15 protein-coding genes are annotated in these 20839 nt (G+C 48.9%); 1 reads left to right on the top strand and 14 read right to left on the bottom strand.

From position 1 onward, the window contains the following. Positions 1–372 precede the first annotated feature (372 nt). From GON22_RS21520 to GON22_RS21510, 3 genes are all read right to left on the bottom strand, one after another. Entirely contained in the window at positions 373–6021 is a 5649-nt protein-coding gene (locus GON22_RS21520; RefSeq protein WP_160398177.1) for a glycoside hydrolase family 78 protein, read from the bottom strand. A 793-nt stretch (positions 6022–6814) separates the two neighbouring features. Next, complete coding sequence (locus tag GON22_RS21515; protein ID WP_160398176.1) at positions 6815–7855, bottom strand: copper amine oxidase N-terminal domain-containing protein; 1041 nt, start codon at positions 7853–7855, stop codon at positions 6815–6817. A 226-nt stretch (positions 7856–8081) separates the two neighbouring features. Continuing rightward, complete coding sequence (locus tag GON22_RS21510; RefSeq protein WP_160398175.1) at positions 8082–8999, bottom strand: nucleotidyltransferase-like protein; 918 nt, start codon at positions 8997–8999, stop codon at positions 8082–8084. Positions 9000–9150: 151 nt separating this feature from the next. Between GON22_RS21510 and GON22_RS21505 the strand changes: the two genes are divergently transcribed. Beyond that, on the top strand, positions 9151–9534 hold the full coding sequence (locus GON22_RS21505) for a DUF2614 family zinc ribbon-containing protein (RefSeq protein WP_160398174.1): 384 nt from the start codon (positions 9151–9153) through the stop codon (positions 9532–9534). A 101-nt stretch (positions 9535–9635) separates the two neighbouring features. Here the strand turns inward: GON22_RS21505 and GON22_RS21500 are convergent, their stop codons facing one another. The 11 genes from GON22_RS21500 to GON22_RS21450 all read right to left on the bottom strand — a co-directional run bounded on the left by GON22_RS21500 (position 9636) and on the right by GON22_RS21450 (position 20737). Further along, the gene (locus tag GON22_RS21500) at positions 9636–11378 is read right to left on the bottom strand and encodes a glycosyl hydrolase family 18 protein (RefSeq protein ID WP_160398173.1); all 1743 of its coding nucleotides are present in this window, start codon (positions 11376–11378) and stop codon (positions 9636–9638) included. A 148-nt stretch (positions 11379–11526) separates the two neighbouring features. After that, entirely contained in the window at positions 11527–11949 is a 423-nt protein-coding gene (gene perR / locus GON22_RS21495; protein ID WP_160398172.1) for a peroxide-responsive transcriptional repressor PerR, read from the bottom strand. 113 nt (positions 11950–12062) lie between these two features. Beyond that, positions 12063–13967, bottom strand: a complete 1905-nt coding sequence (locus GON22_RS21490) for a DUF4097 family beta strand repeat-containing protein (RefSeq protein ID WP_160398171.1) — start codon at positions 13965–13967, stop codon at positions 12063–12065. Then, positions 13964–14668 carry an MgtC/SapB family protein gene (locus tag GON22_RS21485; protein WP_160398170.1) on the bottom strand — a complete coding sequence of 235 codons (705 nt, stop codon included), beginning with the start codon at positions 14666–14668 and terminating at the stop codon, positions 13964–13966. The genes GON22_RS21490 and GON22_RS21485 overlap by 4 nt, the downstream gene beginning before the upstream one ends. A gap of 123 nt (positions 14669–14791) precedes the next feature. Continuing rightward, the gene (gene gatB / locus GON22_RS21480; protein WP_160398169.1) at positions 14792–16231 is read right to left on the bottom strand and encodes an Asp-tRNA(Asn)/Glu-tRNA(Gln) amidotransferase subunit GatB; all 1440 of its coding nucleotides are present in this window, start codon (positions 16229–16231) and stop codon (positions 14792–14794) included. A 212-nt stretch (positions 16232–16443) separates the two neighbouring features. Further along, a complete protein-coding gene (gene gatA, locus GON22_RS21475) occupies positions 16444–17901 on the bottom strand; it encodes an Asp-tRNA(Asn)/Glu-tRNA(Gln) amidotransferase subunit GatA (RefSeq protein ID WP_160398168.1) in 1458 nt (485 codons plus the stop codon). 38 nt (positions 17902–17939) lie between these two features. Beyond that, positions 17940–18227, bottom strand: coding sequence for an Asp-tRNA(Asn)/Glu-tRNA(Gln) amidotransferase subunit GatC (gene gatC, locus GON22_RS21470; protein ID WP_160398167.1), 288 nt, complete (start codon positions 18225–18227; stop codon positions 17940–17942). Between the two features lie 114 nt (positions 18228–18341). Then, a complete protein-coding gene (locus tag GON22_RS21465) occupies positions 18342–18722 on the bottom strand; it encodes an ATPase (protein ID WP_160398166.1) in 381 nt (126 codons plus the stop codon). 104 nt (positions 18723–18826) lie between these two features. After that, positions 18827–19594, bottom strand: coding sequence for an ABC transporter permease (locus GON22_RS21460; protein ID WP_160398165.1), 768 nt, complete (start codon positions 19592–19594; stop codon positions 18827–18829). Then, positions 19566–20525, bottom strand: coding sequence for an ABC transporter ATP-binding protein (locus GON22_RS21455; protein WP_160398164.1), 960 nt, complete (start codon positions 20523–20525; stop codon positions 19566–19568). Before GON22_RS21455 ends, GON22_RS21460 begins: the two co-directional genes overlap by 29 nt. Next, a complete protein-coding gene (locus GON22_RS21450; RefSeq protein WP_160398163.1) occupies positions 20522–20737 on the bottom strand; it encodes a PLD nuclease N-terminal domain-containing protein in 216 nt (71 codons plus the stop codon). Before GON22_RS21450 ends, GON22_RS21455 begins: the two co-directional genes overlap by 4 nt. Positions 20738–20839: the final 102 nt, after the last annotated feature.

Raw genomic sequence — 20839 nt, 5'->3', positions numbered from 1 at the left:
CAAACTCTCCATAAAAGAAGTTTTCAACGCGAGTTGAAAATCTTCAACTTTAGAGCATTTGTAGCTCATTTTGAAACATTTATTCTGACAGTTTCGCTCGTTGTTCAGTTTTCAAAGAACAATTTCGTGTAATAATCTTTTGTTTCTTGTCGACCACCTCGTCAGCGGCGACTTTTATAATGTATCACACTTCGTTATTCGATTGCAAGCATTTTTTTAAATTTCTTTTTGCTTATTTATCGAATGCGACGCGCTTCAAAAGCGGCGAGAATTAATGTACCATGCCGCGCCTATAGCAGTCAATAGTTTTTCTAAACTTATTTATAAAACCTGAAATTACTATTAAAGGCTATAGGCTGCATGGCGATTTAGCTATTGTCTTCGATGTACTTGAACTGTTTCATAAACAGACCCTACGATGTGAAACGGGACTTCTGTTGTTTTCCTTACTCCATTCGTATACTCCACCATAAACACGAAAGAGTACTCGCCGAGTGGCATGCCTTCTTTCAATGAAGCCCACCTGTCATCCAGCAGATCAGCTGCAAATCGGTCTTTCCCTTTAACTGCTTTCATCTCCCACACTCGTGTAAGGTCATTGCCATCCAGGCCTGTAGCAGACAGCCTTGCCGTTACCCGGGCTACTTCAGCTCCCGGTGTCGTATTAGCGTTAGCTAGTATCGTCTCGCCAGCATAAAAGTCTTTTGGATTTAAGCCTGTCTCATGCCCCTTCTGGTCATGAATGACTTTCCACTCACCGGTGTGATTCACGTCTGCCTCTATACTTAGCGGCAGCACTTCAATTGGATGTGTTACAGTTGCTGTTGCCTGTCCATCGTCAACCATCAGTGTTATTTGATACCTACCAGGCGTTACATTAGTTAAGACGGGATCATTTGAAAAAGACAATTTCTCGTTCGAAGGAGACACAACCGTCCACTTAGATGTTAGTGTATCACCGTCTGGGTCTGTAGAGCGGTTCATAATTTTCAACTCGTCACCTTCCCACACAGGTTTTGGAGACCAATCAAATGCCGCCAATGGCGGTTGATTGGTTTCTATATAGAAGTACTTTGGATCGCTCCAGTCACTCCAGTCATATCCGTCGTACACCCGGACTACGATATACATGTTGATTTTTTCTGGCAAATCTGCATTTGGAATGAACATAAATTCTGTTCCAGTTCTCGTATTAGTATCTGCCTGCAAGATGCCGCCATATCGATATATCCTCATTTGATACTGCTTCTGAACGTCACCATCTTTGTCACTGTACGCCCATTTGAAAGCAGGCCTTAAAGTATCAAATTTCGTAGGCTTGGACTGATCCGAGCTCTCTGGTGTAACAACAACAGCGCTAGGCACACGATTGTGGATGCCCACTTGCAATTGATATTGTGCGGATACGCCATCTTTATCCTCAATAACTTGCCTTATATTGAAGGTGCCTATCGAGTGGAATGTTTTTATCCAAGTCGTGCGCGAGTTGCTTTGCAGCGACTCCGTAGACATCATTGTTAGGTTACGAACGTAGTATTCGTGCGCTAAGTTCTCTCGCCCTCCGTCCTCATTGTCATAAGCTGTTGAGTTGAACGTTATCGGCACTCCGCGAAAAGTGTTAATGTACGAGCTCGTAAAGCCCGGAACAGGCGGAGTATTCGCCGGCGCTACTTTGTCAGCAGTGAGATTAACGACAAAGTAATCGCTCCATGCACCGTATTCATCTCTAACAGCCATGCCAATTTCGTAGTCCCCTGCCTCCTGAGGGGCAACTAGCTTTTCTTTTACCATTTTTCCATTAGGCGTGATGTAGTAAAACTTCTTCTCCAATACGCCGCGCGTCTTATAATAGTCGATCCCCGTTGCTTCTGATGAATAATTCGTTGCGCTCAAGTAGCGGTCGGGATCTCTGCTAAAGTCGGTCCATGTGATTTTTCCATCAGGCTGCTGCAGCAATGCGAACTGTGCGATTGGCCGACGGTGTACGATGACATCCGCTGTATATTCGTTAGATTCCTTGCGATAAGCAGCAAAAGCCATGTCCGTGTACAAATGGTTTGGATGTGGGTCGTCCGTTGAGGCGTAGCTAATTCGGTATAAGCCAACTTTATCAAATGGCATTTGAGGCTTCGTATACGTTTTGCCAGTCATTGCGGACGCTCCGGATTTACCATCGCTAGCGTCAAGGAACTTTTCTGCAATTTTGGCATACGTCCATTTGGTCAAAGCCTGAATCGCTGGGTCATTCTCTGGATCATCAAAATAATCATTATACTTTACGTCACCGCCGGCGATGGCTATATTACTGTATTGGGCCGACGATGCACTCAAGTCCATATCTGCGTAGGTTAGTGACTTGAACTCTGTTTTTGGAATCTCGGAATACGGTCCGAAATAGCCCTTTTTCAAATAAGCATCCGTTATATCAATTAAAGGCACGCCATTTGCATAAACCTTATGCCGGTCATCTTGCGCAACAATTTTGAAGGACGTCCAAACGCCTTCGGAAACAGCAAACGCCGCTTCTTTGATTACGGTACGCGCTCCGTTAGCAACTTTCACAAGCCGTACAATCTTGCTGTTCATCTCTACACGATACATGCTCTCGTTGTCAGCCATTCGATATGCGAATCCAGAATAGAGATGGTCGCTCTCAATCTCATTCAGCCGTGTCGCATATGTGAATTGCACGTTGGCAAGATTGGTGGATGACATGAGTTGGTTCTGCGTTCCAACTGGACTGGTGTCGCTCGCTCGTGGCGTGCCTGACATCCAGGCCGTCATTATTGTACCGCTGGATCGCATCTGTATTTCAACTTTATCATCTGCGATTACTCTGATTCTATTGATGGTCGAAGCGTTACCCCTAGGAATTGAACCGAGGCTGCGCATTTGGCCCGTCCGCAAATCCAATGTCATGAGCGTAAAGTTTATATCGTAAAAGTACATAAACCCGTCGGCCGTAACCGGCTGTGTTGCCGGATCTGCACTATTAATTGCGGCAAAGTGGTTACTGGTCGACCATAGTTGCGTTAGCGTCTTGCCAAGCTTGTACCCAACAATCCGATTGTTGGACTGGTCAAGGAAAGCCACATAATCGTTAAACGTTGACAACAGCTTATAGTTGGGCCCGATACCGCTTTGCGTGATTACTCCGCTGGCAAGGTCCATAACTCCCCAATAGTTACCGCTTCTGTAATGCAATAAGTACTGCTCGTCTTTTGAGAGCAACCACCCCGCATTGCCTGGCGCAAACCGGATGCTGCCCTCACCAGCAACTTTACGGCTTGTAAACTGGGCGGGATCGACAATATATAGCCCTGGACCATCCCCCACTGTTCCTCCATCACTAAGTATCGCATAACGGCCAAAATAACTGCTTTGCTTTACTGGGATGTAGTTGCCGCCATACACGCAATTTAACGTCACGATACAGTTACCTGTTTTTTTCGTTCCTGATATTGGGCTGCCCCATGGATAGGTTGTGATGTATTTTCCGTTCGCATCAGTTGAAGATTCGAAGTTAACATACGATCCGGAAAGCCGTTTCTGGTATTGGCCTACGTTGGAAGCTGATTTCGGAACTACATAAGAACTTAAGAGCTCGTACGGTTGGCCAGCTGGATGAGTAAAGCTATCCATCGTATAGACGGCGTATTTAGATGTATAATTGTTGCTTTTGATGTAGGTTACAACTTTGCCATGATAAAGATCGACTGCGTATATCTCTTCTGAATACCAACTGAAGCCGTTCGAGATGCCCGAGTAGCGGACGAACTGATAATTACTCGGTGTATTTTTGTGGTAAATCAAAATCATAGACGATCCAGAGTCACCAGCGTTATAGGCGTAATATCCATCTCCGAGCGTGACGGGGTCCTCTACGAAGAGCCGGTTATTATTGTTGTATCCGAGTACCGATCTTCTGTCATCGCTTTCTGCATATTGCGTTTCCGTAATCATACTAAGTGCACGGTAATTTGAATGTTCCGCTCCGGTTATCGTGTGATCCCCGGAATTATATGCGATCGATCCAAGGACAGCACTTGGGCTTACTGACCAGGCTTTTGGCTTGTTCAGGTTAGCGGTATCAGTGTTCTTCCAGTCCGCGCCAGAGACGATGTCGCTTGGGCTGATCGGAACAGGCACATATAGCGGTGGCTCAGTCACGGCCGATGAAACCTCGAATGATACGGTTGGGGAGTCATTGACGACATCAACTGTTACATCCTTACAAGCGCTTTTCCCCCAATCTTCCGTCGCACAAATTGTGTATAGATATTTGCCCACTTTCGGATAGGCATAACTAAAGGCGTAAGCCGGAGAGATAGTTAGATTGCTCTTCGTCTCGTTTGCAAAAGATCCATCATTATTGGAATCGTAAGCTCGCTTTATCGTCACGGAGATGATTTTATCACCGTCAGGGCTTACTGCAGTGCCGGTGTATGGGTAAGTAATATTGCGAACGGCCGTAAGCGCTCCTTTCAGATCAACTACTGGCGGCAAATCTTCCAAAACTGTGAGCACGTGTTGGGCAGGCTCTAACGATTTTAAGCCCATGTTATCGTACACATTGAGCTTGATGATTTCTTTGCCCGGTGTGGCATATAAAGCTTTCTTATTCGTCCACTCATCTCGCGGGTGATCAATCATTCGGCCAACTGGGCTGTAGCTCTTATCTGCATGAAACCCGGATGGCAGCGGCCTTCCTTCCACTACTTTATCCGGCCCTTCAATAACTGGAATTGGATTGATCGGCACTACATTAACCGATGTATAAGCAGTAGCTGTAGCCCCGAATGGATCACGCATCAATGCGGAAACACTGTGCGTGCCGAGTGTATCCATCGTAACGTTGTTGTAGGCCATCCAGCCTTCCGCATATTTACTCGGTATTTGCTTGCCCCAATCGCTTGAAAATGTAAATCCGCCAAAAGTCAATGTGTCCCCGTCCGGATCATTCGGCGTTGGCACGCTAGGATCCTGAATGACGGCGATGCTCAACACTTCGCCTTCCACGGCTTGTGTAACGGGCTTTAACGGATCGCTAGGGCGTACCCAAGCGATTTTAAATTCAGGCGGTTTGTTATTGCTTGGACCATCCACTTCGAGCGTTTTCGGCCCGATCCAATCGCTGTTGCCACAGTTGGCCGTATATATTTTCATATAAATTTGATGTGCTCCCACCCCGATAACGGATGGATAGTTGCTATAGCCATAGGTTGTATCAGTTGTTTGGCTTGTTATGATCGGGGATGTATATTCAACCCCATTCCGAACGATTTTCCATTGATGGCCTTGATACGTGCAGCCCTTTAGACTAAAGTCTCGTGGGTGCAGTTTAAATGAGTCTCGATATGAAATTGTAGGGCGGATGACGTCAAAATCGCCTGTGAAGTTAATGGCGGAGCTTGAGTAAACGTAAGTTAGGTGAAGTATTTTAAATGATCCGTTGTAGGTGAACCCTGGGTACTCACCCTTCGCCGGGTTGGTGAAATCGGTTGGTGCTATTCCTGTCGTCGTTTTGACGTATCCGTCATAGGTGTAGCCGGTTGGTGGAGGTGTGCTCTTGGAGTTAAACAGTTTGCTTAATTCAAGCGGTTCACTGCGATCCGTCAGGCCAGGTATAGGATTGCCGCTACGATCAACGTGTCGAATGTAGGCTGTACCGCCATCTCGGTCATAAACATAATAGAGATATAACGTTTTGAAGCCGCCGGTATACGTAAAGCTTGGATATTCGCCGCCAGCAGGAGAAGTAAAATCAGTAGGCGGTGTGCCAGTCGTTGTTTTGGCATAGCCAGCATACGTATAGCCATTAGGGGCTGCGGTATGTTTGGGATTAAACAGCTTGTTATCTTCCAGCTTTTCTTCCCGATCCGCTAAGCCAGGAATAGGCTTTCCAGCGCGATCGACGTGGCGGATGTAGGCTGTTGGATCTGCCACTTTCTTATAGTACAGATTGACGTGATAAATATCGTATGTGCCATCGTAGTCGACGTCCGGAGGATTGCCTGGCATAATTGCTCCCCCACTTGGTGGGCCGTCTGTTGATTTCTTGTAGCCTATGTATTCGTATTTGGCATTTTGGGCAGGCGTGAGCGAAAGAGATTCGCCTTGCGAAACGTTTCGGGACTGATCAGGAAAGTCCGAATCGATGAGGGTAGCGTCGGTTAAGTAGTGATGGACGGCTTCGCGGCCGTCGAGTTGAATTTCGAAGAGGAGTGGGATGTAATAGCGGTAGATTAGGGCGTCTTCGGTGCATTTGGGGCAGTAGTCGATGTTATCATTAGCGGATTGTTCGCGAACATCGTAAATTTGAGATGAATTCAGAAGTGCTGTTACATTGGCGGTAAATGTAACTGTTGACGATCCGTAACCAACGATATTCGTTGTTTGATAGTTTGTTACATTTGAACTTATAAATTTTTCAAATGCGTACCACCCTTCCGCGCCTGTACGAGAATCCGAAAAAATGTCATTATTTGTAACTGGGTTGAACGACTTCACTGAAACACTACGTACTCTCCTGTCTGGAAAATTAAACGTATATGTCTTACTAATATCCTCAATGGACCCTGGACGGGGTTTAGAAGTATCCCATGAACCGTCGTTTTTGCTCATTATCTCGAAATACATAAAACCAACCGCGACGTAGCGGGACTCTCCAGTCATAGTTCGATTAATTGGAGTAACACTTGCGTTGTCTCCAAGCACTGCTTCAGCAACTTTAGGTACAAAAACAGCGGGTACAAGACCCGCCAAAAAAGAAAAAATCAAAAATAGATTGAAAAACTTTTTCATCAAATCACCCTTATTTAAATAAATTTTTCACTAATATTGGATACCCCTTAGTATCGACTGCGTCCCCTATCCCAACATACTCAACACTACTCAGCCTAAAATTCATATAGTTTGTGTCTCCGAAATTATTTTTATCTGAAATACTCGCTTCCTTGTAATAATGAATACGGTAGCTACCTATTGATTCTCGTAGTCCCGCTAATTCTGAACGATCACGATATTTCTTATCATTGGATAGAAAGAACAATCCAGTCCCCATTGAACCCGTTTGTGTCGTGGAGGAACGAATATAGGTGCTCCCACCTTCACTCTTAATGAGATCCCAACGATAATAATAAGAACTATTGAGTAGGAACGGAAAATCTTTTTCTTCCAGCACATAAGCCTGTGTTGCCTTCGTACCTGTGTGATAAATATCAAGAAGGTTTTCCACCCCCTTGTAATACGGCAAAAACGGCTTAATATCCACCAGCTTCGCAACATCCTCAAGCTTCGGAATGTCTTTGCTTCCAATCCAAACGAACTGGTTCACGTTATCCCATTCCACCGCCACGCCGAGTGCTTCGCTTACGAAACGTAGCGGAACGAATGTCCTTCCACCGATTACTTTAGCCGCTGTATTCAGGATGAGCGGCTTGCCGTTAACGTTTCCTTCCCTCGATCCGATTGTCAGCTTAATGGTTCGTGTGCCTTTCACGATTGTAATGTCTTTGCCGGAAAGCGAAAGCTTGCCGCCTAGATTTTCAGAGACGACTCGAACAGGAACCAAAACAGAGCCATTCTCATTAAAGGGACGAGCATCAGGGAATGTAATTTTGCGTGCGTTAATTAGTACTTCAATCGTCAGCGGTGTGTGAATCAGCTTGGAGATGGAATATGGTCCATCAGCCGCATGAGCTCCAGTTGCCGCCGTACTGAGGGTCATTGCAACAGCCGCAAACATAACGATCATTTTTTTCTTCATAAAATCATCAACCTTTCTTTTGTAGGTATCATCAGCAGCCGTTGAAGCTGCCGACTGGCTCGCATTAACACATCTGATAAATTGCAACGCCCCTCATTGTTTAATCCTATCCATCCCCATACTATCATTCAGACAGAAACCTAGAAACAGATTTTTACATTGTTCGACATTTCTTCCTCCTCCCTCAAGCAAAAAAGCACCTGCTCGCAGCCGCCTGTAAATATACAGTCGGTCGCAAGCAGGTGCTTCCTGCCCGTTCCTATTCAATGGTTCTATTATAGTACGATAATGCTAGATCGGCAACCCTAGCCGTTTAGCCGATTGAATCTTCCGAACCAGCAAGCCCAGATTCAACGGAAACGCCTGCCTTATAACGCAGCTCAAGGGCCTCGAGATCGCCAGACTCGGACAGAAACGCCACTTCGTTAACGTAGCCGCGATTAACAAGCTTTTGCAGCACAAGCGACAAATCGACATGAAGGTCAACGAAAGCAGGATGGTTCTGCAGCTCCATCACACTCCACGGCTCCTCCCTGCCCGATAAGGTACGAAGCAGCAAGGAGCAGCATGATTTCATTTTGCTCATTACGGAAAACTCACATGCCAGCATGACCAGCTGAACCCGTTGCTCCAAAGTCTCGGAACTCGTTGTGAGTTCTTCATATAGCTTATAGACCCCCGGGTGAACCCGCCGAATTTGCCGCCATACCGTAAGCTCTGGATGCTGCCCTTCCTCGATCAGGACAATATGCGCCCATAAATGCAGCCCCGCCAGCACGTTGGAGTAAGCATCCAGCAGGTTGCCATCCCTCAAATCCTGTTTGGCCTGAAGATACGTGCGAATATACGATGCAAACTCTATAAAACGCTTCTGTTCTCGTAGCAAGTCCGGGAACTGCAACAGGGTTTGACGAATGTTCAACAGGTAATCATCCCGGTCAATGAGCAACTGTCCCCGCTCAAGCCATTGAATAATGCTCCGATTCTCCCCGCCGTAGATCCAACGCCGAAGCAACTCGCGATCGACCGTTCGAACGAGTACACGTTCCCCGTCAATACGTAAATGCTCGGTTCGGCCCGATCGCTCCGAATGCTCCGTTACGATGAGAAGGAGAAGGTCTGCGCCGTCGATAAGAGGATTATAAGGAAACGGATTCTCGATTGCTGCAAGGCTGATAAGCCCCGTTTCATCTTGATAACAATCTACAAAATGTTGTTTGATATGTTCCACTTGAGGCCTCCATATAGCTTCGCCGCGTGGTTTCAGCTATAATATTAGTCTACAGTATTTTCTTTGTTCGACATGGATCGGACCGATTCCTGCTAAAGTCACGTAAATCGGGTTCGACTTTTTTCGACAACTTTCGAGAGGGGTTCATTACGTGTTCTTCAAAACCGCTAAAATTAACGAGTTTCGGCTATGGGGCTTGATTTTTATGCTTGCCGGCATGGGAATGATGATTTTTGGAACCGCTGGCATCGTCTTCTGGGGAGGTGTCGCTGGCCGTATCTTCTCCGGCACATTCATGGTGCTAGGTTCGATCTTGATGCTTGTCAGCGTCGGCATCTACTTCTGGGCAGGAATGATGTCTACAAGCGTCAAAACCATTGAGTGCCCTGAATGCAACAAGCAGACCAAAATGATCGGGAAAACGGACCGCTGCATGTACTGCAAAACGAAAATGACGATCGATGCGTCGCTCGCTACCGATCTTGGCGAAGGGGACGAGCTGTCCACTACGACGGTTGCGCCTCCTCAAGCCTAACAAACAAAATCCCTCTCACCAGAATGCCGATGGCATGCGGGCGAGAGGGATTTTTGCATAAAATGAACTTACGCGCGTGTGATCCAAAATGAATATGATTGCTACTTCTTCCCGTTCGTTGCCTTCATCGCTTGATCGATTGTTGTCCAGATGGCTTCCACTTGGAACGCCCGCTGCCACGTTGCAACGCCGGCTAACCCATACTTATGCATTAATGCGACACGAGCTTTGATCGAATAATCATCTTCCAGCCAAATGCGCTGCTTCGCGCCATCCTCTTCATACTCCACATAATGCTGCCCCGCTTCTTCATCCAACACAGGCGTCAGCTTATGCCCCTTCACAATATCCGCTGCCTTCTGCATGCCAATCGACTTGGAGCTAACCTTCCCATCCTTTTCTGTCCATACGCGCGTATACAAGGGCATCGATAGAACGAGCTTCTTCGCAGGAACTTTATCCTCTTCCAAAATACGTTCAATCGAGTTCTCTGTCCACGAAAGCGATGCGACCGATCCCGCTTCAGGGCTCGTTGCCCAATGCTCGTCATAGGCCATCAACATCATATAATCGACGATTTCGCCAAGCGACTTACGATCGAGAAACATAGACCAGGTAGGGCTAGTCGATTTAGGTGTCACATCAATCGATACGACAAGCCCTTGCTCATGCAGCAGAGGCGTCAATTCCCGCATAAATTGCACTAAATTCGCTTTATCCTTCACGTCTACATTTTCAAAATCGATGTTGATGCCTTGCAAATCATAAAGCTGTGCGAACGCGAGCATCTGCTGAATCATTTTGAATCGCGTCTCGACCGTCGCTAAAGCTTTGGTTGTACGTTCAGGCTCAAATCCATTGCTGAATAACGCCCATACTTGCATGCCTCTTGCATGTGCCCATTGCACATATTGGGCCGAAGCTTTGCTTTTTATATCGCCTGAACCGTTCTGCAGCTCAAACCAAGTAGGGCTTACAACACTTACGCCAGGCATTGGACCAATCTTCGACGTTACAGTCGGGGTATTATAAACCCCTTCCCACGTCATATTCAGCAGCCCTCCTTCTAGCTTAGGTGCGACAAAAGGCTTAGGCTTGTCCGGCATAGGCACTGTTTCTATCGCAGCTTGTCCAATCTCTGAGGCACGGACATATCCAACAGCACCGCTTGGCCCTTGCGCTGCATACCACTTGTTGTTCGTTTGTTCCTGCTTCCAAATGCGAATCAAGCCCGTTCCTTCAACTTGCTCCACGATCGGAGCCTTAATGGATGGCTTCGTCCGAATAGCAACGCCTTTAGAAGCATCCACCGGTTTGCCGCGGTTTGCGGTATCCCCCGCTTGAAGCAGCGTCACCGTGCCACTGTCCGGTTTATACTCGACTTGGAGCCCATATAATTGGGCCAAAGGTGCCACTGGCAAATAAACATCCTGATCCCGTTTTTCCGCCGTCACTCGAAGCTCATAAGGTTTCCGGTTGAGGGTAGCAGTCAACTGGTCCGTCTTCATGCGAAGCACATGATCAGAGGTCGTTAATATGATGGATCCGCTTGCCGATTCATATCGGATTGGGCCATTTTCCCCCATGACTTGCTTTAATGCCTTTAGCGGAAGCTTCAGCTCATTGCCATCTATGATGGCATTCTGCCCAAGCCGCTGTCCCTGATAAAACAACGCATACGGGCTGCCATAATCAGGCGTGACATGCTTTGTGCTCGGCGTATTGTTCATCCAAACAATGCTTGCACCTATAATAAATCCTATAATTAGGAGTACGCTTAAAAATAGAGTTGGGCCACGCCGGCGGCGTTTACGTTTGCCGATGCTGACACGAATCGTTTCCATCCTTCCACACTCCTTGTTATCCCCTGATGTACAAGCGATTACGCTTGCTGTTCCAAATAAAAACGTGCAGCGGGAAGACAAGCCTCCTTCTGCACGTAGTTCGCGCATGCTATTATGAACGAATCGATGGGATGAAAAGTTCCAGTTCTTAAGTTAAACACTTCTCGCAAACGCCGTATATTTCCATTCGATGGCCTTCGACCGTAAAACCCGTCGTCTTGGAAGCTGCCCGCTCAACCTCAAGCAATGGCGGGTATTCAAAATCGACGATACGGCCACAGCATTTGCAAATGGCATGGTAATGATCGGATAAATCTGCGTCAAACCGGCTGGATGCATCACCATAGGTTAACTCGCGCACGAGGCCCGCCTCGACGAACAAACGTAAATTGTTATAAATAGTCGCTACGCTCATGCTTGGGAAGCTCGGAGATAACGATTTGTAAATCTCGTCTGCAGTCGGATGAGACATCGACCCCATCAGAAAGCTCAAAATCGCGTGACGCTGAGGAGTCATCCGGACGCCGTTATTTTTCAGTTGTTCTAGTGCTCTCTCAACGGTGGCACCCATACCATTCACGCCTTTCTACTGCTTCAATACAATCATTGTACGTTTAGATTTAAGTTTTTGTCAATGAAAGCGCACATCACGCAAACCAAAATCACCTAGCAACTGGAAAGGGATTAAGGAGCAGATGACGAGATAACGATGTTGCTATTTGCATTCACATAAATGCGGTATTGCCCCGTCCCGACTGTTCCGCGCACCGTTTTTTTGTTCACTTCAAGCGGCAACCCCAAGTCCACTTTAATAGTCCCAAAGGTCGCGGAACCATTCATTTCGTAGTTACCCTGGACAGGCAGCCTCAGGCGGACGTCGCCAACTAGCCCCACAATGTCCCAGTCACCGCCTAACGTTGTAGCGCTCGCTTCAATGCTTCCGTTCAACGTATCTGCCTTCACGCTTCCAGCTGCCTCTTGAATTTTAATCTCGCCATTCTTCGTATCCGCTTCTAAGTCGCCAAGCACATGATTCAAGTGTATGCCGCCATTTGAGGTAGATGCGTTTACATTTGCACCCGCACGCGTAACCTCAATCGAGCCATTGCGTGCAGACGCTTCGATATCGCCTTGAATATCGCGCAGCTGTACATTTCCGTTCACCGTCTTAGCTGCTACCGTACCTGCAACGCCTGCAGCAATGACTTGCCCATCACCGACATTAAGTGTGAGCTTAACTGGCGCAGAGAGGTCCGATACATTCACATCACCGCTTACAATTGTAATTTGAATGGCGAGCGGCGGTTTCACATCTGCACTTTCCCCAGTATCTGGCGTCTCCACATCTGATTGGCCGTTCGATTTTTCGGCTTCATTCGGTGAGGCCGTTGCGTCTGCAAGAGCTGGCACTTCAGGCACTGCCGGAATGTCCGGTACTGCTGGAATGGCATCTGCAATGGATGGGGGCAAGTACACCACGAGATTCACCCGCGGTTTGCGCTGGCCATTGTTGCCAAATCCCGCGGACGTTGTTTTAATCGTTGTTTCATCCGCTACTGTTAATGCTGTTTCAGTCTGTTCAGCGGCTGCGTCAGCCTCAAAATGGTCGCCTGAGTCAATCCATACCGTTGACTCAACGACGATCTTTTCTATATTTCCTCGCTCAACGCGCACCTTGCCATTAGGATTATCGATAACAATGCTTTCCAACCCTTCTGAAGGAGCCGCAGAGACGGCTGGTTTGACGTAGCTGAAACCTTTTTCATCCCCATAATTGCCGTATCCGCTACGTTCTGCCGCCCACTGGTCCAGCCAGCGATAAGGGAGCTCTGCATATTGTGTAATGCCATAAGCTGTAACCGCAATGACAATTGCAGTTGCAACGCCCGAAACATCAGCAGAAGGCCTGCCCGCTCGCCGATTGCGCTGCAAGCTAAGCATGAATAACTCAAAGCCCAGCAAGATGAATAAAGCCGGCCACCACCGTCCAATGAGTGCAATATCCTCTCGGCCTGTCCAATAGTCAGCCAGCAAGAGGGAGCCTACAGATAACGTAAAGAGTGCAGACGTCCACCGTCCTAGCCAAGCCCTCTCGCCGCGACGTCGCCATATGAGCCAACCCGACACGCCAAGCAGCAGCAACGGCGCTCCATAAACGCCAGCAGTATCTAATAAATAACGAAGCTTGTCCGGCATTAGAATGAGCGCCAGCAGCAACATGCCAGTGGCCATCAAGCCTACGGCTCCTCGCCGCCATTGCCGCCATGCCTGTTCTTGCTTGGATGCTTCACTTAGCGGCTGCTCATCCGCATGATCCCCAGTAAGCTGAAGCACATCAAACACGCCATAAAAATAAATAACAGGTATCGCCATGCCAAGATAAACGATTAGGAGCAAGTGCTTCCCGCCTGCCGCATCAGCTAACCGCACAATAGTTGCTATATCAAGCGCTGCAAGCGCCATCAGCAGCATGCCCCTTGGATACCGCCCAACGATCAGGTGCCCAGCACCTGGCAAGAAGCAAGCACTGAACACTGCTAGCCATCGAATAAAAGAAAACCTGCCAGTTGATTTGTTCAATCCCGTCATTCTGTACTAACCCCTCTTACCCCGTTCACATCGTTAATTTCGTTGACCAGAAGCAAAATCGATTGCTGTTTAGGCAGCGTAACATACATCTGAACGGTCACTCGCCCGTCATGCACCTCATTTTGGTCATTAACGATGATCTTACGAACGATAATATCTCGATCTTGAAGTATGGTGTTCATCGCCTGAAGCAAAACTGATCGATCATCCGCATGGATACGCAGCAGCTGTTCCTTTTTCCCCTTCAAGAACCGTTTCTCCAGCTTGTTCATCGCCCATAGAATAAAAAATACCGACACGGTAGAAGCGAGTGCTGCTACGTAAAACCCTGCTCCCACCGCTAGTCCGATCGCCGATACGACCCATAATGACGCGGCTGTTGTGAGCCCGGTAATTGATTTTCCAGTAAATAAAATGGTTCCCGCCCCAAGGAAACCAATGCCCGTAATGACTTGCGCCGCTAAGCGGGCAGGGTCCAGCCGCACATTAGGTTGATCGGCAAAATCACCGAAACCGTACATAGACAGCATCATCAGCAGACAAGAACCAAGACATACGAGTGTATTCGTACGTAGTCCCGCCGCATGATTCGATTGCTCCCGCTCAAAGCCAATCAGGCCGCCTAGCAGCAGTGCAAGGCCCAGCCGCAGCAGCATATGGGTTGGCTCGATAAACCAAGGGCTTGTTACCTCATTCACCATTCGCATCCGCCCCTTCGATTTAAAAATGATTGTATCATATTGTATGCGACTCCAGCACTAAACCCAACATCGTTTATAAAAATACAAAAAAAGAGACAGCATAGCGCTGTCTCCTCCTACTTCTTATAATTGGCTCAAAACGTCCACGAGCAGCTTGTTCGCAAGCGCTGGGTTCGCTTTTCCTTTGGATGCTTTCATGACTTGGCCAACGAGGAAGCCTACTGCTTTCTCTTTGCCGGCTTTGTAGTCAGCAACCGATTGCGGGTTCGCTTCAACGATTTGCTCAACGATCGCTTTGATCGCGCCCTCATCGCTAATTTGCACGAGCCCTTGCTCTTCTACGATCTGCTGCGGCAGCTTGCCGGATTCCAGCATCGACTTGAATACCGTCTTTGCAATCTTGCTGTTGATCGTGCCTGCGCCCAGCAGCCCGATCATCTCGCCAAGCCCTTGCGCTGTCAGCTTAATCTGGTCGAACTCCAAGTTGTTCGAATTCAAGTATCCGAGCAGATCGCCCATAATCCAGTTCGATACCGATTTCGCATCCTTCGTATATTGCAGGCTCTCTTCGAAGAAGTTCGCCATTTTAATTGAGGATGTCAGCACTTCCGCATCATACGAAGGAAGCTCGAACTCCGCAACATAACGCGCCTTGCGCGCGTCTGGCAGCTCTGGAATCGAAGCGCGAACCCTTTCCTTCCATTCCGCGTCGATATTCAATCGAACGAGGTCTGGATCTGGGAAATAACGATAGTCATGCGCTTCTTCCTTGCCGCGCATCGAGATCGTTTTCCCTTGCGCCTCATCCCAGCGACGCGTTTCTTGTACAACCGTACCGCCACTGTTCAAAATATCGGCTTGGCGCCATTGCTCATATTCAAGTCCGCGCTGAACGCCACGGAACGTGTTCATGTTTTTCAGCTCGGCTCTAATGCCGAATTGCTCTTGGCCATATGGGCGAAGCGAAATGTTCGCGTCGCAGCGCATGCTGCCCTCTTCCATCTTCACGTCCGAAACGTCGCAGTAAAGCATAATCGCACGGATTTTCTCCAAATACGCTTTTGCTTCCTCTGGCGTACGGATGTCCGGCTCCGAAACGATCTCGATGAGCGGCGTTCCGACACGGTTGAAGTCGACTAGCGAAGCATAACCGCCGTCAACGTGAGTCAGCTTGCCAGCGTCTTCTTCCAAGTGAACGCGCGTAATGCCGATTCGCTTCGTTTCGCCATTCACTTCGATATCAATCCAGCCATGCTCGCCAATCGGTTGATCGTACTGCGAGATTTGATACGCTTTGGGGCTATCTGGATAGAAATAGTTTTTGCGGTCGAACTTGCTGACGTCCGCAACTTGGCAATTAAGCGCCATTGACGCTTTCATCGCGTATTCTACCGCTTGGCGGTTCAACACCGGCAATACACCGGGATGGCCAAGGCAAATCGGGCATGTATGGGTATTCGGCGGCGCGCCGAAAGCTGTCGAGCATCCGCAAAAGATTTTGCTATTCGTATGCAGCTCGACGTGCACTTCCAGCCCGACGACCGTTTCGTATGGGGTCGACATCGTTTATCCTCCTGCTCATCAATAACAACATGGCGGAAATCCACTGCGCATACGGATCATTCTTCCGATCGCTGTTGTCTCCTGATTGTCTGATTTAGTTAAACCGATATGCGGTAACAATCAGGAGACAAAGGCGAACGCTTCGCTTCTACAGAACGATACCGTCTGCTGCGCTATCCGAACATGTCATAATTAATTCGTTATTATTGGGGTTACAGCTGTGGCCGTGCTTTATGGAAATCGGTATGCTGCTCGAACGCATGCGCTGCGCGCAGAACCGTTGATTCGTCGAACGATTTGCCGATAATTTGGAGGCCGACAGGAAGCCCGTCTGCAAGCCCGCAAGGGATGCTGACCGCTGGAACGCCTGCAAGGCTAACCGGAATCGTCAAGATGTCGTTCAGGTACATCGTCAGCGGGTCGCCGACCTGCTCGCCGATGCGGAAAGCTGGAGTCGGCGCCGTTGGCCCGATCAATACGTCGAATTTCTCGAATGCTTGATCGAAGTCGCGTTTGATGAGCGTCCGAACCTTTTGTGCTTTCAAATAATACGCATCATAATAGCCGGAGCTGAGGGCATAAGTGCCCAACATGATGCGGCGCTTCACCTCTGGGCCGAAACCTTCGCTGCGCGACCTGCGGTACAGGTCGATCAGGTTGTCCGGATTGTCAGCACGCATGCCGTATCGAACGCCGTCGAAGCGCGCTAGGTTAGAGGATGCTTCGGATGAAGCAAGCAGGTAGTACGTTGCCACCGCGTATTCCGTATGCGGCATCGATACTTCTTCCCATGTTGCGCCGAGGCTCTCGTACACGCGAAGCGCTGCAAGCACAGCTTCTTTCACTTTTGGATCAATGCCTTGTCCGAGATATTCTTTCGGCACGCCGATGCGCAAGCCTTTGACATCGCCCGTCAATGCAGACGTATAGTCTGGAATTTCAACATTCGCAGACGTCGAATCCATGCTGTCATAGCCTGCAATCGCTTGAAGCACGTAAGCGGAGTCTTCAACATTTTTCGTCAAAGGGCCGATTTGATCAAGAGATGACGCGAAGGCAACAAGGCCAAACCGCGATACGAGGCCATATGTTGGCTTCAAGCCAACGATGCCGCAGTACGCTGCCGGCTGGCGGATCGAACCGCCTGTATCGGAACCGAGGGAGAAGTACACTTGGCCTGCTGCAACGGATGCGGCAGAGCCGCCGCTGGAACCGCCCGGTACATACTCTGTATTCCACGGGTTGCGTGTCGTATGGAAGCTAGAATTCTCATTGGAACCGCCCATAGCGAACTCATCCATATTCAGCTTGCCAATCGTTACCGTCTGCGCAGCTTTCAGCTTCTTCGTCACCGTAGCATCATAGATCGGATCGTAATTGCGCAGGAATTGGCTGGCGCACGTCGTGGTCAGCCCTTCCGTCACGATATTGTCCTTGATGCCTGCAGGCAGGCCGAACAACAGCCCGCGCTCTCCGCCCTCTTGCAACTGCTTATCCAACTGGGCCGCTTGCTTGCGCGCGCCTTCTTCGTTCAACGTAATGAACGCTTGAACAGCGGAATCCGTCTGTGCGATTCGTTGATAGGATGCCTCCGTTAGCTCAGAAACGGACAGCTCCTTATTATTCAACTGGTTATGTAAATCCTGTAGGCGTAAATCAAACAGTGCCAACAGTCGTTCCTCCCTTCGTATGTGAAACCCGCCAGTTGCTACTCGAGCACCGCCGGCACTTTGAATTGTCCATCCTCTTCATCCGGTGCATTGCGCAGCGCTGTCTCCAGTGGCACTGAAGGGCGCTCCTCATCCGCACGCATAACGTTAGCCAGCGGCAGCACATGGCTCGTAGGCTCTACGTCATCTGTGTTCAGCTCATTGAGCTTCTCGGCGTATTTTAAAATTGCATTTAGCTGCCCGGTGAAGGTTGCTCTCTCTTCGTCGGTCAATGACAACCGTGCCAATTTGGCCACGTGATCGACATCATTCGTCGTAATGCTCATCGTAACTCTCCTTCCATTTCTTGCAGTCATTCTTCATATTATAGCCGATGGCGGATAAAAAAAGAAGGGTGCCCCCGTTATCGGAGCACCCTTGCGAAAAGCTAACTTAACCGATCAAATCCACGCTTTCAAGCGGATTTGACGAACGAAATCTTCGGGACTTTGCGTTTCCTCAGCCGTTTCTTCCACCGGCTCTTCATGCTCGCCGCCATTCATAATATGGCGGAACAGCTCCTCGTTGCGCGTCGACAAAGCATAGTCAATCAATGCCTCGCGTTCAATCCGGTCAACCTCCAGTTTTATCAAAACCTCTTCCCGTTCGACATCGTCGCCCGGTACAAGAAAATTACGCCCCGCCTTCGGCACGCGTACGACATATTCAAACACATTGTCCGCGTTCCTGTCATAAGCGATCACATAACCATACTCCCCAATGGGGAGATTTTGTTCGAAGCGGTCATCCACAATGATAACCTTCTCGCCCAGCTTCAGCATCCTACTTCGCCTCCCCGTTCTAGCTCCCGATAACTTCGTGCTTCTATCCTACTAAAAAATAATAGGGAAGTCCAATCAGTAGTTTAGGAATGGGAGGAAATGTTTCACGGAAGCGCTCTGCGCCTCAATATAAGGCTTGCCGCGGCGATGAGCAAAACGATTCCACATAGCGTTTCAGCTATAATTGCCGCACTTTGTTCCACATGCAGCCCTTGGACAATTGAAGCAGCAACCCCAGGCAATGCGCCCGGCTGCCACACGTTCGGGAGAAGCGACGACGCAATGGATAGCACAACCGTAAGGGCAAGCGCTGCAAACGCAGTCCCTGCCGCGCTGCGAAGCAAAACACTGAACAGTACGGTTAACGTTACTACAAACGAGAGCCATAGGCCATACGCCCCGAAGCCCGCCAACGCGCTGCCAACGGCAGGTGAGCCAATTAGCATCTCATCATAATACCAGCCTGCACCAAAGCCAATCGCATAGGATAGCCATACGATCGACAAGGCGGTTGCCCACTTTGCCGTGACTACAGCTAGGCGGGATACCGGCTTGACGAGCGTGAAGGAAGCCGTGCCGCTAGCAATCTCGGAGGACACCGTCCCCATAAATGCTAGAACAACGATAAGAACCCCTAATGTACCAAACTGTTGCATGACTTGTGCCAGCGCTTCGCTGGGCGACGGGAGTGGAATCGAGATGACAGCATCCTCCGGCAGGTTGCCAGCGTGTTCCATGATTTGCGGCATAAAATAAGCGCTAATCGGCTGTCCAGCACCAAGCAGCGCGAATACGAGCGGCATCCAAACCAGCTTCATGCTACGCAATGCTTCAAGCCATTCTTTACGGAATAGGACGATCCAAACTGCCAACTGCTCCCACCGCCTTCATAAATAAGTCTTCCAATGAGGAATAGCCCGCTTTCATTTGTGATACTTTAATGCCTTCCTCAGCGATTATATGAATAACCGCTTGCCTCAACTCGTCCAAATTGCTGCCTTGAATGACTAGCGCCCCCTCTTGCATGAATACGGAAGCATCCTTTGCAATCGTTCTGCTGCCAGCCAACACGCCGTTCAACCAGTGGACCGAACGTTCATCCTCCTCCTCGATCCGAAGCTCGATAACCGACTGCCGATGCTCTGCCCGCAGCCCTTCTACCGAGCCGGCGATAGCAACGCGCCCGGCCTCCATAATGACCACATCGTCACAAATCGTTTCTGCATCATGCAACACATGCGTAGAAAACAAAATTGTCGTTTCTTCCTTAAGTTCGGCCATTAATGACAGCACGTCACGCCGCCCAATCGGGTCCAAAGCGGACACAGGCTCATCAAGAATGAGCAGCCTTGGGCGATGCATCAACGCTTGGGCAATGCCAAGCCGCTGTTTCATCCCGCCCGAATATCCGCCAACACGCCGGCGCGCCGCATCGGACAGCCCTACACGCTGCAGCAACTCCGCAGCGTGCGCCTTTGCGCTGCGCCCGCTTAATCCACACAACTGCCCTGCATAAACCAACAGTTCTTCACCACTCATCCAGCCATAATACGACGGCGCTTGCGGCAAATAGCCAATATGCTTGCGCATATCTTCACCTGCCTTTACGCCATGAAACTCGATTGTGCCATGGGTAGGCTTGAGCAGGCCTGTCAGCATTCGAATCGTTGTCGTCTTGCCCGCTCCATTTGGCCCCAATAAGGCGATGCATCGCCCTTCATGGATGGACAAGTCCACTTGTTTCACTGCATTCGTGCTTCCGAAGGTTTGGCTAAGGGCAGTTGCTTGCAGCAGCACACTCATCGCTGATTTTTCCGTCCGATCACGAAGAACAGTACGGGACCAACAATATTAATAAATATGATAATCAATGCCCACAGCCACTTCGGGCCTCTAGTAGAATGCGCTCGAACTAACATGACAATCGCAATAACCATTAATATGGCTTGGATCACAAGCAGCGGCGCGAGTATCTTAATCAGTTCTGCGTTGCTCATTGCCGTATCTGTATTCATTGCATTTCCCCCTCAACAATTATTCACTTGTTTGCTTGTTATATTAGTAATATAACAGTTACACAAGCGATCGTAAAGCCTATGTTCATAACCTCATCCAAA

Source organism: Paenibacillus sp. MMS18-CY102, from assembly GCF_009789195.1.
Lineage (GTDB): Bacteria > Bacillota > Bacilli > Paenibacillales > Paenibacillaceae > Paenibacillus_T.
Note: the sequence above shows the minus strand (reverse complement) of the source record. Positions and strands in the feature narration are given on the sequence as shown.

Excerpts from the sequence above, each read along its gene's own strand:
- GON22_RS21520 (WP_160398177.1), bottom strand. The coding sequence starts at position 6,021 with ATGCCAGGCAATCCTCCGGACGTCGACTACGATGGCACATACGATATT.
- GON22_RS21500 (WP_160398173.1), bottom strand. The coding sequence starts at position 11,378 with ATGGAAACGATTCGTGTCAGCATCGGCAAACGTAAACGCCGCCGGCGT.
- perR (WP_160398172.1), bottom strand. The coding sequence starts at position 11,949 with ATGGGTGCCACCGTTGAGAGAGCACTAGAACAACTGAAAAATAACGGC.
- GON22_RS21490 (WP_160398171.1), bottom strand. The coding sequence starts at position 13,967 with ATGACGGGATTGAACAAATCAACTGGCAGGTTTTCTTTTATTCGATGG.
- GON22_RS21485 (WP_160398170.1), bottom strand. The coding sequence starts at position 14,668 with ATGGTGAATGAGGTAACAAGCCCTTGGTTTATCGAGCCAACCCATATG.
- gatB (WP_160398169.1), bottom strand. The coding sequence starts at position 16,231 with ATGTCGACCCCATACGAAACGGTCGTCGGGCTGGAAGTGCACGTCGAG.
- gatC (WP_160398167.1), bottom strand. The coding sequence starts at position 18,227 with ATGAGCATTACGACGAATGATGTCGATCACGTGGCCAAATTGGCACGG.
- GON22_RS21465 (WP_160398166.1), bottom strand. The coding sequence starts at position 18,722 with ATGCTGAAGCTGGGCGAGAAGGTTATCATTGTGGATGACCGCTTCGAA.
- GON22_RS21455 (WP_160398164.1), bottom strand. The coding sequence starts at position 20,525 with ATGAGTGTGCTGCTGCAAGCAACTGCCCTTAGCCAAACCTTCGGAAGC.
- GON22_RS21450 (WP_160398163.1), bottom strand. The coding sequence starts at position 20,737 with ATGAATACAGATACGGCAATGAGCAACGCAGAACTGATTAAGATACTC.